Raw genomic sequence first — 14,515 nt, 5'->3', positions numbered from 1 at the left:
TAGCAAGGCCATTATTAGCAATTGCTTATCATAACTTCAAGAAAAATAATGATATAGATAATCTTAATAGAACAACAAAGTTACTATCATCATTTTGGGTATTACGCAGAGCTGGTACCGGAGGGACCGCGGGAATAGACAGTAGATACAAGGAGTTATACTCTGGTGCTGCTCTTAATAACAAGTTAACTTTTGGGTTTGATTTGTTCGAAAACTTGGAGCAAATTAGTAATTATTTTACAAAAGACCTTGCTACTACGTTTGTTGGTAAGAATTCGAATTTTGACATCGTAGAAACGAAGGAGGCTTGGCTTAATAAGGCCGTAAGTGTTGAGCAATATAAAACAGGCAAGCAATTAGGTATATGTAGGCTACTACTTTTGTCTTCTATGCATGATGTAGTTGCTAGTATTGAATGTGAGTGGAAAACAATTAAGGGAAAAGATGGTTCAAATCCAACGTTAAGTTATTATCATTGGGCTGAGTTCTCTGATTCAGGAAAGTCACAATATACGATAGAACATATTGCGCCTCAAAACCCGAAAGAGTACGATTGGGATAGCAGTTTGGCTAGCGGCGAGCTTACAAATACAATTGGAAATTTGGTTATACTTACACGTGGTGACAACTCCGAAGCTTCTAATGATTCATGGATTCTAAAGAAAAATCTATATATTGAGTTAGCTGATAAAAAATATGAATTTGGAGTGGAAAGAAATTATAACCAGTTTATTAAAGCTGTATCAGCATCGCCAGCATGGCAAGCAGATATTGTTTTGGAGCGTAGTTATAATTTGTTAGGGAATAGTTGGGATAACTTAATAAAATGGCTTGTCATTCAGTAATGATCTAGCATTATTTTTTAGGCTTACGTCATAAAGCTAAGATTGACAGTTCATTGATTGCCTATGAACTGTCAATAAATTAGACATGTGGCTTGAATGTTGCGAATCTTAAATTGTAAAGACTCTATATCCTCTACATTCCAGCTTATTCTGATTTAATGATGAATACACCTCTTTCAGATTATTTGGCGTTTCTGAAAATTTAAAAATATCCTCTTTCTTCATTCTTTTATCAAAAGCTCTTTGCTTTTTGTAATCACCAAAGCTCTCATCTTGATACTGGCTTTTATAGAGTAGTGGCGGTCGCTTTTCTACATCAACGTAATCAAAGAAGTCGACATCAAGCTCCCACATCTTGACTTTTATCCGTTCTCTTAAGGTCGGAAGAGGACAGGTATCAAAGTTATCATATCCCATAAAGCTAACTTTGCCTGAAGTGATATGGATTTTGATCAGATCTATCTCTTCAAGGTCACCATAAAGCTGAATCGCTGCTCCTACATAGACTCTTAAAAGGGCTGGGAGCTGTGGAAGAAACTTCTTATGTAACTCTAAAGAATGACCCGAGTTTAATTTGCTGGCGGGCAAAGTTTCATGAGCTTCGATACAGGCTTGCTCTATTTCATCAGTATTCGCTATCCTGTAAAGTAGTGTTTTGGCTTCCGCTAAAGCGGTTTTATAGGTATCAAAGAACACCTTAATGTCGCGTTTTAGCTCTTCTGGAAGGTGCTGATAACCTTTGTGTTGCTCAAACTGACAAAGGGCAAAATATACTAAAAGATCTTCACGCCTCATTTCGATAGCAGTTTCAAACTCAGCTTTGGCTCGCTCTCCTTGCACTTGTAACATGAGCTTTAGTGCTTTTTTGCTATTACCTAATGCTGTTACTATTTGTTCATGCAGACTAAATTCATCTTGTACTGGCAGCCGTCCCAACTCTAAACATGTTTCCCAAAATTGCTTTAATAGTTCCTGATGTTGAACAAATAAAAGCTTAGCTTGCTGTTCGCCTGTAGGCTCTGGAGAGCTTAACTGTTGCCAAGTATGGTGTCGCTTAAATCGATTGGAAAGAAATCGTTGTTCTTCAATTTTGTCTTTGAAGACATAAAAAATACCGGGCGCAATAGTGATGGCATTTTCATCTAATGTTCTTTCTATATACCCCTTTAACTCTGCTTGTGCATAGTATTTTTGGAATGTATTCCTAGATGTAATAACTCCATCTTTATAGGGAGTAAATTGGGCGATATAGTTATCATTTGCAAGCATTGCTGATACAACTAATAGCTTGTTTGTTAAGTGCCAAGCCCCTAACAATGCTTCACTTCGTTCAACTTGGTCTTCGATAACGTTAATAACGAAACCGATATTGACAAGGTCTGAATTAACCTTTTCTGCCTCAGGCTTAAAGTTTGGATCCCAACCTATCGCCTCCAGACCATGAGCTTGAAGCTCAGTTAAGTCATCACCACGGCCGCATCCATAGTCAAATATGGTGTAGTCGCCATTTAGAAAGCCTTGCTTGGCTAGTTGCTTCATTGGCGCAGAAAGTTCATGGCGAACGATAGCTGTTTTATGCCTATCGATGCTAGGTTGATTATCATCTTTAGTAATAGTTGAAGAGGCTCTAAATAACCGGCCATCAATTAACTCATAACCATGTTTTTCGATAAGCCTTTCCCATGACTGCTTGTAACCAATCATACGGCTATTGTCATATAGACCAGCAGACTCACCTTCCTGTGTTATTAATTGAAACTCTTCATAATTGGGATGCTCAGGGTAAAGCATTGTTTCTTTTCTATGTAGGATAGGAGGGTTTTCAGTAGCGTTATATTCAACAACACGATGACTTAATTTACTTAAATCTACGGTGACGCTTTGAGTTAATGCCGGGTAAGATTCTGTAAAAAAACTTGGATAGGATAGTAAGGACAACCTAAAGTCTTGCCGTGATAACTTGATGATATTCCAATTGTCACCATCAATTTTCAACGCTTGCCCGACGGCAGTAATGAACTGTTTAAGTGTTAAATCAATACGATCTAAGCTATCCTTATGAAGATATATGGCGTCAGGCAGTTTTTTACCTATCTTAGTGTTTTTTACTAATTCGTTGAAAATTTCAGCATTCATTAAACTAGCCTTTTATTATAGTATTCAGCATGTTCATATTGCTTAGCTTATACGGGAAAAGTAATAAAAGTAAGCATTGCCTTTCTTTTTGAATACAATTTCTCCAGCTGTTCGTTTATGCATAAGTTCACATGCTGATATACCGAGCAAAGTCATTGTTTCTTTACTCGTTAGCCATTTGCCTTCTTGATTTGGCCTTGTGGGGTATTTCTCAGACTTATTAGACTTGATAGCTATTCCTTTAAAAATTAAGCTGTTTCAACATCGTGTGTGCCTTATCTCCAACTCCGCGTTTTCCTGGCGTTCGTCGGCCTGTGACTCTATTGGTATTCATAAGCTGAACAAACTGACTCATTTCGGGGCCATAGCTGATATGCAGTGGTCGCGATTTTCCATAATAGTACATACGGTCAAATTTGAGGTTCTCTGCTATCCATTGCGCGACTTCATCCACCTGATTTGGCATAGCATCAACAAAAAAATCAACTGCTGCGCCAAGTCGAGTGCAGATAACATTTCCTTTGTTGTTTAGCTCATGGGATGTGTGCTGGTCTAGATTTGGCGCAATATGTGGATTTTTATTCTTGGATATTGCTCTCGCTAATTCAGCTGAACAAAAGCCATAAGTCAGAGTTATTGAGCCGAATTGTTCCACTATAGGGTCGAGTACATTAATGGCGAGTTGCTGTAAGGCTTTAAAGGATGCTTGTTGTTTTGGAGTGTTGGTTAGTTTTTGTTTTGCTTGTGTTTGGCTACAGTAAAGCAGGTCCTCTAAGGTGAAGTATTTACTTAATTTTGTATGGCTTTGCATTGAGATAATGCCCTAGTTTGAGCTACTAAATTTGAGTTAGGGTTAGAGCGCTCTATCGCAAGCGCTCTTATCAACATGCTATTGACTGTTAAACCACTCACTGAACTCTTCGAAGTCGATACTTCCATTTCCATCAAGATCTATTGCGTTAAAGCCTATCTCTGCACTCTCATCCGGTTCGATTGCTTCAAGGGCGATGAGTAAGCGTTTGAACTCGGAAAGCACGATGCACCCATCTCCGTCAGTATCAAAGTGGTCGAAATTCTCTTTGAGCTCTTCTTGGCATATATCAGTCATTCTTGACTCCTACGTTAGTATTGCTTTCAATTTTTCAACCATAAGGGGTTGAATTAACATAGCTTGCTTTCATTTAGCTTGATGAGTAAACCCTGTTTGTGGTCAAGTTCATCATGATTGTCTCTTACCATTTCGTCAACCGATATAGCGTTCGTTAACGATAAACTGCTAAACCTATTTTTGGTAAAAAGGCCAAGCATAGAGGTTTATCAATGCTCGGCCTGTTTCATATATAAGCTTGTGCTATGACATAGTCAGCTCTGCCTGTACCGCTTCTCTAACGGTTTGTATCAGTGGCTGTTTGATGTCGAGTTCCTTTACTAGCATTCGTGCCAGTCGCGCGACGTGCCTAGATAACGGATTGCTTGGGTTAAATTCGTTATAGATACTTAACCAGGCCGCTACCAGCTCGATTTCATCAAAGCCGAGTTGCTCAAGCTGTGTGAGGGTATTGATAATGGCCTCATCTTCACCCATCTCTTCGAGATCGACAATATCAAATTCACTGAGCCCCATATGATTACTGGGTATAAACTCTTCATTTAGTTTATCTGCAAGGTTGGTGCTGGCAGGTATTAGATCTTCAATCGATTCAGCCGATTCTGCGACCGTGTAACTCTCGGCTTCCATTCGTAGAAATGAAGGAATGTCGAGGTAGTCTCGCTCACGATACATTTGAGCGGGGGCCTCGTTAGTACACAATGAGATGTCTCCCTCACAAACAACGCTTCCGAGTCCCATATAACCTGCTGGTATTTGGTGAGGAACGCTGCGTAACTCTGGTAAGCCAAGTTGGACTTGCTTATGGTTAGCCTTTACCAAGATACAGTGAGTGTCATCGGTAATAAGCTGATACTTCAAGGCCTGTTCGATGGCTTGTATTTTGGGTAACGTTGCGAGTCTGGCGTTGGCAGCCAGTCGCGCTAAGGTGTGAAGGCTATCGGTATATTCCTGTAATTCTATGGTCTGCTTGTAGCTTTGGGATTGCTTGTCGCTTTTGCTTGGCTTATAGCTCTGGTTTAGCTGGGTGTTTGCACCGTTATCATAAGCAAAAGATAACGTCGCTTGATTAGTTGTCAGCTGCTCTAGTTGCGCGAAACTATTGACTGTATCTCCTGCAAAAATCGTTGCTTGTTGGCTTAACGATTGCGACAGGGGGAGGGCGTCCTTCGCTTCACTACCAAAGCGAATACTACTCTGGGTCAGTTTGGGCTGTTTAATGCGGCAGAAGTGCTGCACAATTCTACTGCTCATATTTTCGTTGGGGGTGACAAACTCACTGGCGCCAGCAGTTTTATTGGCTAGCTGTTTTAAGAAAGCTTCACTTACGGCGCTGCCCACACCCACAACAAAGTGGCGATGATTCGACTCTTGCGCTGCGTGGAGCAGTTGTTCTTCAGCCCATATCTCACCATCGGTGATTAACAGTATGTTAGATGTAAGCTCTGCTGGGACGGCTGAGTTATACGCTGCGTTCAGTGCCGTTAACATCTCGGTGCCACCCAGATCAGCTCCTAAATTAGCAAGCTGTTTGGCAGCAATCTCAAGATTCGTTCTGCTTGCCTTTACAGATGCTGGGAACAAACTGATATGATGACTCCCGAACAGTATGATGTTAAACCAATCATTTTCGTCTAATAGCTCAAGGATCTGCTTTAGTGCTATGCCAGCCTGGACGATTGAGTCACCCGCCATTGAGCCCGAGCAATCGACAACCATTTTTATTGAGTTAGGCGTTGTAGCTTTATGCGAGTCTATCTTTGGATAGAATGAGGTCAGTGCGACAATCTTATCGTCATCTTGGCTCCACAGTCCTTCGCCGACATAGTGCTTTGGTTGGGAGAACTCGACAATCAAGTCACGATCCATTGCTGTGGTTTGATTTTTGAGGCTGATTCTTAAGGCCTCATTATCATAGTGTTTGGTTATTGCATGGGTCGGACTGTGTAACGCTGCGCTAGCCAGTTGTCCTTGAATGGTTAACTCAAAATTCAGAGTATAAGCGTTTAACAACCTATGCTCCGGTACTTGATGGGCTTCTAGTCCGCAAATTATCGGGTTACCGTATTTAGGGGCGAGGGTGGTCGGTAGGTAGAATCGCAATGAATCTCCCTGCCACTGATGGAGCTGCGCATATTTGAATTTAATTATCGCCGTCTCGCTGGCAAGCAAGTTACCTAAATTGACGCAATATAGACCCTCTTTGACTTTTGTCAGTAATACTGCGGTATCGCCATCAGTGATTGCCTCTTCATATTGCGTTTCTGCAATCGCTCTTGGTTTAACTTGACCTGTGAGCGTTTGACCGTTTATCTCTACTGCTAACTCTAATAACACCGCATCTAGCGGCAGCGGAAACGTATAAATCGCTTCTATGTTGCTTTGTTCAGTATTGACGTAGGTTTGTTCAATATTGACTTGTGATAACACACCGTTTAGTACAGCTTTTACATCAACCGCTTTTAAAGCAACATCTTCACCACCGGATGTTTTTAAACCTATCTCGTTGTTCATTTTTATTCCTTACAGCTCAATTTAAGCTGCTGATATAAAGAGATAACTTCTTGTGTTAATTGTTTTGCTTGTTCAGGCGTGAGACCCGCTTTCATTGGATTGAGTGTTAGCGTTATGCCTTCATCAATATGGATATGACTACAGACTTCTATATCCCCAGGCTGTAAGCGCTTTAGGGGAGGGAGTGTTTTATGTTCGTCATTGTCGAATAGCAGTTCTTTAATGCGTTCAAGGGATAAGCCAGCATCTTGCCACTTGCGGATCTCGAGCAGGCGCTCGACATGTTGCTGGGTATAGTGCGAGCCTCTACCGGAACCTTCTGGGGGCTGAAGCAAGGTTTTCTGGACATAAAACCGAACGGTTCGAGGTGTCAGCTCGACCAGTTGGCAGAGTTCATTTAAAGAATATTGGGTTAATTTTTTCATGAAAGCTTATCTCGACAGTTCTTGTGTCAGATACTAGTGTCGTGATAATGTTTTGTCAATTGTTCAAAAATTATCTTTTTAAACGTGACGGCGTTTTTTAATTAATACGACAGCAAAAGGAGAGGTTGTGAAGGCGTTTGAGCAAGATCCCATCTAGGTAATGGTGAGCTGGAGAGTCAATGAGAAAGCTAAAACCGCAGTATCGAATACTGATTCAATATTATCGAGGCAGTGTTGCTAGGCTGATTTATCCCCTTGTTCGCAGCGGAACTCACAAGCGTTTTTCTACTAAGCAAGAAAGGAGTTGTTACTTTTTACACATAATTGAATGCAGAGGCTACCCAATTAAGCTCAGAGTCGCGAGAGGAACAGGGCTAGCAGAACCTTGGGATGATTATCCTTCCTATTTGGATAAAGAGGCTAAGAGCTGGAAGCATAACTCAAAACGTAGTAAGCAATATTTTTAGTACTCATATTGAAAATTGTGTTGTAGATCCTTACTTTTAATGGGCTTGTTTTTGCGGTTGCATTTCACTAGCTGAGTGACATGTCTGCTAAAATATCTATCTATCACCTCTATCTATTAATAGGTTTTATTAATAGTTTTTTAAATACATTTCACGACCGTCTTCGGATACTAATGTGCTCACCATACCAACCAAAGATGATTGGATCCGTGGTTGCTTATACGCTATAGCCATGGGAACACCGCTACTCTTAGAACAATGGATAACAAGAGATGTAGCGGCCTTTATTGCGCTTGGTGCCATGTTTACTTTGAGGCTGGCCCCTCGCTGCCAACCTCTGCATCAAATTATGGCCATGTTAGGAGGAATGCTATTGATGATATCAGCTGGCATACTCGGAAGCTTACTCTTGGGTCATAGAGAACTGGCGATCGCAGCGCTTCTCTTCTTCAGCTTTATTGCAGGGCAACCTAAGCCAGAGCTAACTTACTTTAGTTTATTGGGAAAATTTGTGGCTGCGGCCTTTGTGCTCGAAGAGGCGGGCTTCCCTGCAACTTTGACGACCGTACTCGCCTATTTGAGTGGGGCTTTAATGGCACTGACCCTGACCTTAATGCAATCACGCTTATTTCCTACTCGAGCCACGAGTTGGTCGCCTTCTAATGAATGGCGAGAGCTGTTATCGGGGCACTTCAATGGCCCACTCTATGGCTTCACTCTACCGCTGACCATTTTAGCGGCGATGTTAACTGCCGACTGGCTGCATGCGCAACATGCGTCTTGGGTCGGGCTAACCGTGCTTTTTGTCATGCAAGTGGATGCTGCAAATGCTTGGCAAAAAATTGGGATGCGAATTGCAGGTACCTTGTTGGGTGTCATTTGTGCTTATATCGCGGTGAGTTATTTACCCAGTTGGAGCTTTGTTTATCTTGTTATGCTGACGGCTGTTTTTTTGCCGACATGTTTACGGCAAAACTACCTGCTCTTTAGTTGGTTAATTACGATGGTGATATTGCTGGTGGTCGATTTGGCGATGTTGCAACAAGGCGGAGATGAGTTTCTTATTCAGTGGCGTTTTATTGATACTCTTATAGGTTGTAGTTGGGTTGCTGTGAGTTTGACCCTGTTACGTCTTGGAAGAAAGTGGTGGCCTAATCAGCCAGACACACCGTAAATCCAGTTAAGGTGTATTGAGATAGGAAGACAGATAGCTCGATGCTTTACACGTGACACTCTTAGCTCGCTCTTTAAAGATATTCTGCGCATTGTGGTTTATGAGTGAGTTCGAGATATTTAAACGTATAAGCCATTAATCTTACAACGGTTACACTCAACTAATTCTGTTGATTTGTTAGAGCTAGTTGAGACTAATACTTTCTAGGATTATGGCTTAATTACTTATCGTGTGCATTAGCCATAAGCGCTAAACATCGACATAAAACACCAACGAATCTAACACACCCATGCCGCTGTGGACACCGCCTTCGGTGGTACGGGCCGACTTACTTCTAATCAGGTATCCTGCGTAAGCTTGTTGTCCGCCATTGAGATCAATAATCGCTGGTTTACCGTCAATATGTACGGTGAACATGCCTATTTCACTGATAAGATCGTCGACTTGTTGAAGCTCGCCTTTACGCACTGTCAGTGCTGGCGTGGGTCTTGGCGTTGGCTGGAGTCTGCGCATTAACGACCAGGCTTGGTATTCATCTGGTTTAAGCGATAACAGCTTTGGCAAAATATCGTCGTCAAATATACAGTGGCCGCCACCTTCGCCTTGGTTTTTAAGCACCCATTCATCAGGTCGACTTTGGCTTATTAAAGCTGCGCTGTCTTTGGTGACGGGACGCATTTCACCGAGTAATCCTTTTACAGTATTGGCTTCGTCTAGGGTTAAGCCAAAGCGGGTGAGGGCGCTTGTATCCATCATTGATAACAACATTTGTACGCGTTTGCTGGTGGCTAATTGTTGGCTAACCGTGGCGTTAACGGCAACCCGGTGTTTCTCAATAAATATACGGGTTTGCATTAATGCTTCGCAGCACACACGGCTGATGATGTCATTGGCGTGGTAGTCGCAATATTGATAGCCTGCGCGCAGGTACACAGTATCGATGGGGCCAACACCTTTTAGCAGTAATCTATGATTTTTACCCGTTGTAAGTTTGTCGTGCAGCTCTCTAAAAGTGCGTCTTACGGTTTTAATGCCTTTGGCTTGCAGTGCATGTTCTAACAGGTGTTGATCGTAAACATTATCCTCATTCGTTTGCACGATCATGAGGAACACGGGTGGGTGGTTTTCAAAACCTGTCGATAGATCGCTTTGTGTAAATTCTTGCTTAATTTTAATTGTGGTATTAGCTATGCCGTTAGCTAACTTCTCTAGTGCGTGATTCTCTACCAGCTGGTTATTTGTGCTTGCTGACCATTGATTAAACGTATCGGCGGATTGCAGTTGCAAGAACTTATGCAGCTCATGCACTCGTTGGCCAAATGGCCCCATACCTGCGGCAATGCCATTGAACTCGATTAGTTTTGGGCCCAAGGCGGCATCGTCCATAAAGTCGCTACGCATAATCAAAAGCGGTAAGCGTTTGGCGCTACTTGAAGGAGCATCTAATGACACGCTTTTTTCGGTCGAGTGTTCGGTCGAGCGTTCGCTTGATTGCAGGGGCACTTGATGAATAGCTTTATGCATCTCAAGCAAGGCATTAAAGAAGGGATCGCCCTTGGTGATAGGGTCGATCGCATGGTTTAAGAATTGATGATCTTCAGATACATAATGTACTAGCTTGCCAAGCAGACCTACAGAGGCCACCAGCTGTTGATACCTTGCCTTGCTTATGGGCGTAGGGGCAAAGCTAAAAGCCGTGTGGGTTGCTGAGTAAGCTGTGGTTTTAAGCGCCATGCCATGAGTTAACGCCCATTCGATAGCATCGGTTGTTGCTTGGGTGGTTTGACTGCTGTACATGATTTTGCACCTTTGACTGAAATTCAATTCTATTTATCTGGAAATATAGTTTTAGGGTGATGTGCTGTCAATCGTTATTTCGGCTATATTGGAAATACTGATGTAAAATAAAGGCTGAAATAAAGTGGGGAAATGAATAGCTTTAGAATAAATAGCTTTAAAAGAAATAGCTTTAAAATAAAAAGTCTAGAACTAGTGAATAGTGATACTAAAACGCGATGTTAATGGGTAGGAAACTGGCTCCTTAGTATTAAGAAGCCAGCATTATAGCAGTGTTCTAGTATTTAACTCTGCAGTTATCCTTTGTCTTGCTGCTCAATAAAGTCTTCAAACTCAATCTCGTATAATCGAGCTAACACTAGGGTAACAGCAAAGATGATTGGGCCGTAGATCAAACCTATTAAGCCAAACAGTTGTAATCCACCAAGCAGTGAGAAAAACAGCAGTAGGGTACTCATGCCTGTACTGCCTTGCATTAGCCAAGGTCTTAGAAAGTTATCAATTGAGCCAATAACCAGCACTCCCCATGCGATTAAAAACAGTGCCCATTGCCAGTCGCCGGTAATGAATAAGTAAATCGATGCTGGCAGCCAGATCATTGCTGTTCCTACAAAGGGGATAAATGATGCAAAGGCCATCATGCTGCCCCAAAAGAGTCCTGAAAAGCCCGCCATGGCCATGGCTATACCGCCCAGTGCACCTTGGGCCAGTGCCGTTAAAAACGCACCAAAAACCGCTGATTTAGCAACAACTTTAACCTCATTAAAAATCATTTCTTCTTGAGAGCGTGATAAGGGAATGATGTGGCGGAGACTACTCACAATGTTTTCTTGATCTCGTAGGAAGAAAAACAAAACAAATAGCATTAGAGAAAAGCTCAAAACCGTATTGGCCACATCGCCCAGTAGTCCAGTACTGGCAGACAAAAAGCTGCTGCTTAGTTGGGTGACTTTGACTGCCGCTTGCTGCACTAGTTCATCTACTTTTAAGCTTTCAAAAGGTAGCCATTTATTGAGTAAGCTAATGCCACTTTGAATATAAGGGTGAGATAGAAATGCCTTGGCGCCGCCATTGGTTAGCCAATCATAGGCGTTACCCATAAAGTCTATGCCTTCATTCATTATCGCAATAGTGACAAATAGCAAAGGCAGCAACACCACCACAGTGACTAACGTACAAGACACCACTGATGCCAGATTAGGCTTTGTCGGCATATAGCTTTCAATTTTTGTATGCAGTGGCAACACCAATAGCGCAACAATAGCCGCCAGAACGATAGAGCCTAAATAAGGCGCAACCAGTAAATAACATGCATAGAAAGCAATCGCGAGTGCGAGTAGTAATACCCCGTGGCGGGGCTTGAGTTTCAGGCTGTCCATTAAACAGAACTCCAAAGAAGATTTAGTGATTTACCTTACTGCTTTGGCTTTTACCATTAGCCATAAAGGTGTTAAGCGCTGGATTAATCTAGTTCATACAATGAATGGTTATGAACAGGGTTAACTATAGCCAAAGGTAACAAACACTTCTGTGATTAATCTAGAGCTATTTCAGACTGAATGTCATGGCTCAATTGGCATAACATGATTGAATTAGGTGAAAACTATTTCGCTGCGTCAAATTTTGTCGCAGCGTGGTATTATGCTAGCGGCTCAGGTTAATTAGAGAACGTTTGATGCAAACCAATATTCAACGCCAGATCGCCATGCTTGAGCAGATCCCTCGTCATCCAAGACGGATCACCGCAAATGATATTACTGAGAAGCTAAACAACCGTGATTACAACGTTGGCCTAAGAACGGTGCAGCGTGAGCTAAAAGCGATGCACGATATGGGGCTATTCGGCCTCGTGATGGATGATAGGTGTAAACCTTTTGGCTGGTCTATTGCAGCTTGTTGGCGTGGCCTTAACTTAACCTTGATGGATCAGCATATGGCGCTGGCGTTTCATACCTTAAAGCACAGTGCTAGTCAGTTGTTGCCGCCACAAAGTGTTAAACAGCTTACTCCCTATTTTGAGCGTGCCGATCAAGTGCTCGGTAGCGATCCTGATAATCCGTGGCTTTATTGGGCGTGTAGGGTGGCTCAGTTACCTGAACCTTTGCCTATTACCTATGAAGATCACGACCCGAAAGCGCTTGAGATAGTGCAGGATGCGCTCTTAAATAAGCGACAAATTGCCTGTGAAATCCAACGTTTTATTAAAGGTAAGAGTTATTGGATTGACTACCGTCCTATTAACCCTGAGGGAATTAAGATCTCGGGCGGAGTGATTATGTTGGCGTTTACGGTGGGGACGTATCATACAAAGCGCTATGCCAAACCGATTAACTTAATGCGTAATATTCGTCTGCTCGATACAACAGCGGTCACTCGTGATGATTTTGACATCGAACTTAGCGGTGAAGAAAGTAAAACGACCTTGATTGCGTTAGAACTCCAGCTTTCGCCATCGGCCAACTTTATTCAGCGCAATGCTAGATTAAGTGATGACCAACAGGTTGAGCGTTTGGCCAATGGCTATTATCGAGTCTGTGCCAGTGTTTATGATACGCCCAAATTACGTGAGTTCTTATGGAGCATGGCAGACAGTGTCGAGGTAATCGCTCCGCAAAAACTGCGTAACCACTTTAGCCGATTAATCAGTAAAATTAATAATAAATATCATAACGCTACGACCGAGTTTGTCGCAGCTGTCAGTTAATCTCCTCGGTACTATCAATAGGTAAGTATCGAGGAGATCGCCATGTTCGATCTAGTCCCACAAAACAGTCAAACACCGAAAATTGCCGTTTTTGGTGTGGGAGGCTGTGGCTGTAATACTATCAATCAGCTTAGCCAGTCCCCTTTAGCCGACAACGTCGAGTTGATTGCCGTTAATACCGACGCCCAGTCTTTACAGATCTCAAGTTGTAGCACACGTTTGCAGATAGGGCTTGAGGCTACTAAAGGGCTTGGGGCAGGTGCTAGGCCGCAAAAAGGTTATGAGGCAGCAGAAGAGTCGCAAACGCAGCTTCGAGAGCATATTGAGCTGGCAGATGTCATCTTTGTGACCGGAGGCATGGGCGGTGGTACTGGCACAGGGGCGATCCCTTTTATGGCGTCTATTGCTAAAGAGTTCAATAAACCCTTGGTAGCGGTAGTGACGACGCCATTTAGCTTTGAGGGATCTCAACGAGGTCAGCTGGCTCAAGCTGGCGTTGATGAGTTAATCCAGTATGCGAGCGCGGTGATAGTGTTACCTAATGATCAGTTGCTTAAAGCACTTGATAAGAAAATCAGCGTTGTGAATGCCTTTTATGAGAGTAACCGCATTTTACAGGACGTATTGCAGGGGTTAACGACCACAATCAGTCAGTCGGGTTTGATCAATATCGATCTCAATGATTTTATCGCTGTGGTGAGTCATCAAGGGCGTGCCGCAATGGGCGTTGCTAGGCAGATGGCAGGGGAAGATCTGCAATTGACTATTGATAAGGCCCTTAAAAACCCCTTGCTAGAAAAGGTTAACCTTTGCAAAGCGAAAGGTGCGATTGTGAGCGTTATGGCAACAGAGAGTATTGAGCTAAGTCAATACAATAGTATTGGCGAAACCTTGCTTAAGCAGCTTGATCCAAGCGCAATGGTGATTATTGGACTGACAATTGTGCCTGAGCTAGATTGTGAACTTGAGTTGATGGTGATTGCTACTGGCATGCAAGAAGCGGAAAACGGTTTGCTTGACGAGCACAACGCTGAAGCTGCTGAACCTCAAACCAAGCCCCTTAAAACGCGTTTCGATACTTCAGAGTTGTTAAACTTACATGATTTTTTAAAGCAGAAAGCGGTGACTGGTGCAAATGAAGATCGTCATGATGAGGAGCTTGAGATCCCAACTTATACCCGTAATCAAAGGACCGCTAATTGATGTTTTAGCTGCTTAAGTGGGTCGCTTAATTTGCCCAGGTTTTGTAATGCAGGCCGCTGTCGGACAGCGGTAAAAAAGATAACCCCGAGAGGGGTTATCTTATTATTCAATTGTTATTTGTCTCTGCGGGCAGATAACTGCG

The 14,515-nt window shown here is 42.7% G+C and carries 11 protein-coding genes; 4 read left to right on the top strand and 7 right to left on the bottom strand.

The genetic code is table 11. From position 1 onward, the window contains the following. Window positions 1-845 (top strand): HNH endonuclease family protein (locus L1D44_RS13365; RefSeq protein WP_239891343.1); only part of this gene is annotated, 845 nt, incomplete at its 5' end. 108 nt (window positions 846-953) lie between these two features. Here L1D44_RS13365 and L1D44_RS13360 read toward each other — a convergent pair. From L1D44_RS13360 to L1D44_RS13340, 5 genes are all read right to left on the bottom strand, one after another. Continuing rightward, on the bottom strand, window positions 954-2,981 hold the full coding sequence (locus L1D44_RS13360; protein ID WP_239891341.1) for a DNA phosphorothioation-associated putative methyltransferase: 2,028 nt from the start codon (window positions 2,979-2,981) through the stop codon (window positions 954-956). A gap of 241 nt (window positions 2,982-3,222) precedes the next feature. Then, on the bottom strand, window positions 3,223-3,792 hold the full coding sequence (locus tag L1D44_RS13355) for a hypothetical protein (RefSeq protein WP_239891339.1): 570 nt from the start codon (window positions 3,790-3,792) through the stop codon (window positions 3,223-3,225). Window positions 3,793-3,870: 78 nt separating this feature from the next. Further along, complete coding sequence (locus tag L1D44_RS13350; RefSeq protein WP_239891337.1) at window positions 3,871-4,089, bottom strand: EF-hand domain-containing protein; 219 nt, start codon at window positions 4,087-4,089, stop codon at window positions 3,871-3,873. Window positions 4,090-4,332: 243 nt separating this feature from the next. Further along, window positions 4,333-6,603 (bottom strand): VIT domain-containing protein, encoded by a 2,271-nt coding sequence (locus L1D44_RS13345; RefSeq protein WP_239891334.1) that lies wholly within the window; start codon window positions 6,601-6,603, stop codon window positions 4,333-4,335. 2 nt (window positions 6,604-6,605) lie between these two features. Beyond that, window positions 6,606-7,028 carry a MerR family transcriptional regulator gene (locus L1D44_RS13340; protein ID WP_202720299.1) on the bottom strand — a complete coding sequence of 141 codons (423 nt, stop codon included), beginning with the start codon at window positions 7,026-7,028 and terminating at the stop codon, window positions 6,606-6,608. Window positions 7,029-7,670: 642 nt separating this feature from the next. On the opposite strand from L1D44_RS13340, the gene L1D44_RS13335 reads away from it, so the two are divergent. After that, complete coding sequence (locus L1D44_RS13335; protein ID WP_239891332.1) at window positions 7,671-8,669, top strand: FUSC family protein; 999 nt, start codon at window positions 7,671-7,673, stop codon at window positions 8,667-8,669. Between the two features lie 249 nt (window positions 8,670-8,918). Here the strand turns inward: L1D44_RS13335 and L1D44_RS13330 are convergent, their stop codons facing one another. Together L1D44_RS13330 and L1D44_RS13325 are read right to left on the bottom strand one after the other, a co-directional pair. Then, on the bottom strand, window positions 8,919-10,466 hold the full coding sequence (locus tag L1D44_RS13330; RefSeq protein WP_239891331.1) for a glutathione synthetase: 1,548 nt from the start codon (window positions 10,464-10,466) through the stop codon (window positions 8,919-8,921). A gap of 296 nt (window positions 10,467-10,762) precedes the next feature. Beyond that, the gene (locus L1D44_RS13325) at window positions 10,763-11,845 is read right to left on the bottom strand and encodes an AI-2E family transporter (RefSeq protein ID WP_239891329.1); all 1,083 of its coding nucleotides are present in this window, start codon (window positions 11,843-11,845) and stop codon (window positions 10,763-10,765) included. 296 nt (window positions 11,846-12,141) lie between these two features. Here L1D44_RS13325 and L1D44_RS13320 point away from each other — a divergent pair, with 296 nt between their 5' ends. Continuing rightward, the gene (locus L1D44_RS13320) at window positions 12,142-13,170 is read left to right on the top strand and encodes a WYL domain-containing protein (RefSeq protein ID WP_239891327.1); all 1,029 of its coding nucleotides are present in this window, start codon (window positions 12,142-12,144) and stop codon (window positions 13,168-13,170) included. Between the two features lie 42 nt (window positions 13,171-13,212). Next, window positions 13,213-14,373 carry a cell division protein FtsZ gene (ftsZ, locus tag L1D44_RS13315; RefSeq protein ID WP_239891325.1) on the top strand — a complete coding sequence of 387 codons (1,161 nt, stop codon included), beginning with the start codon at window positions 13,213-13,215 and terminating at the stop codon, window positions 14,371-14,373. Window positions 14,374-14,515: the final 142 nt, after the last annotated feature.

Source organism: Shewanella sp. Isolate13, assembly GCF_022398325.1.
Lineage (GTDB): Bacteria > Pseudomonadota > Gammaproteobacteria > Enterobacterales > Shewanellaceae > Shewanella.
The sequence above is the reverse complement of the archived record's forward strand: the minus strand, read 5'-3'. Positions and strand labels throughout refer to the sequence as shown.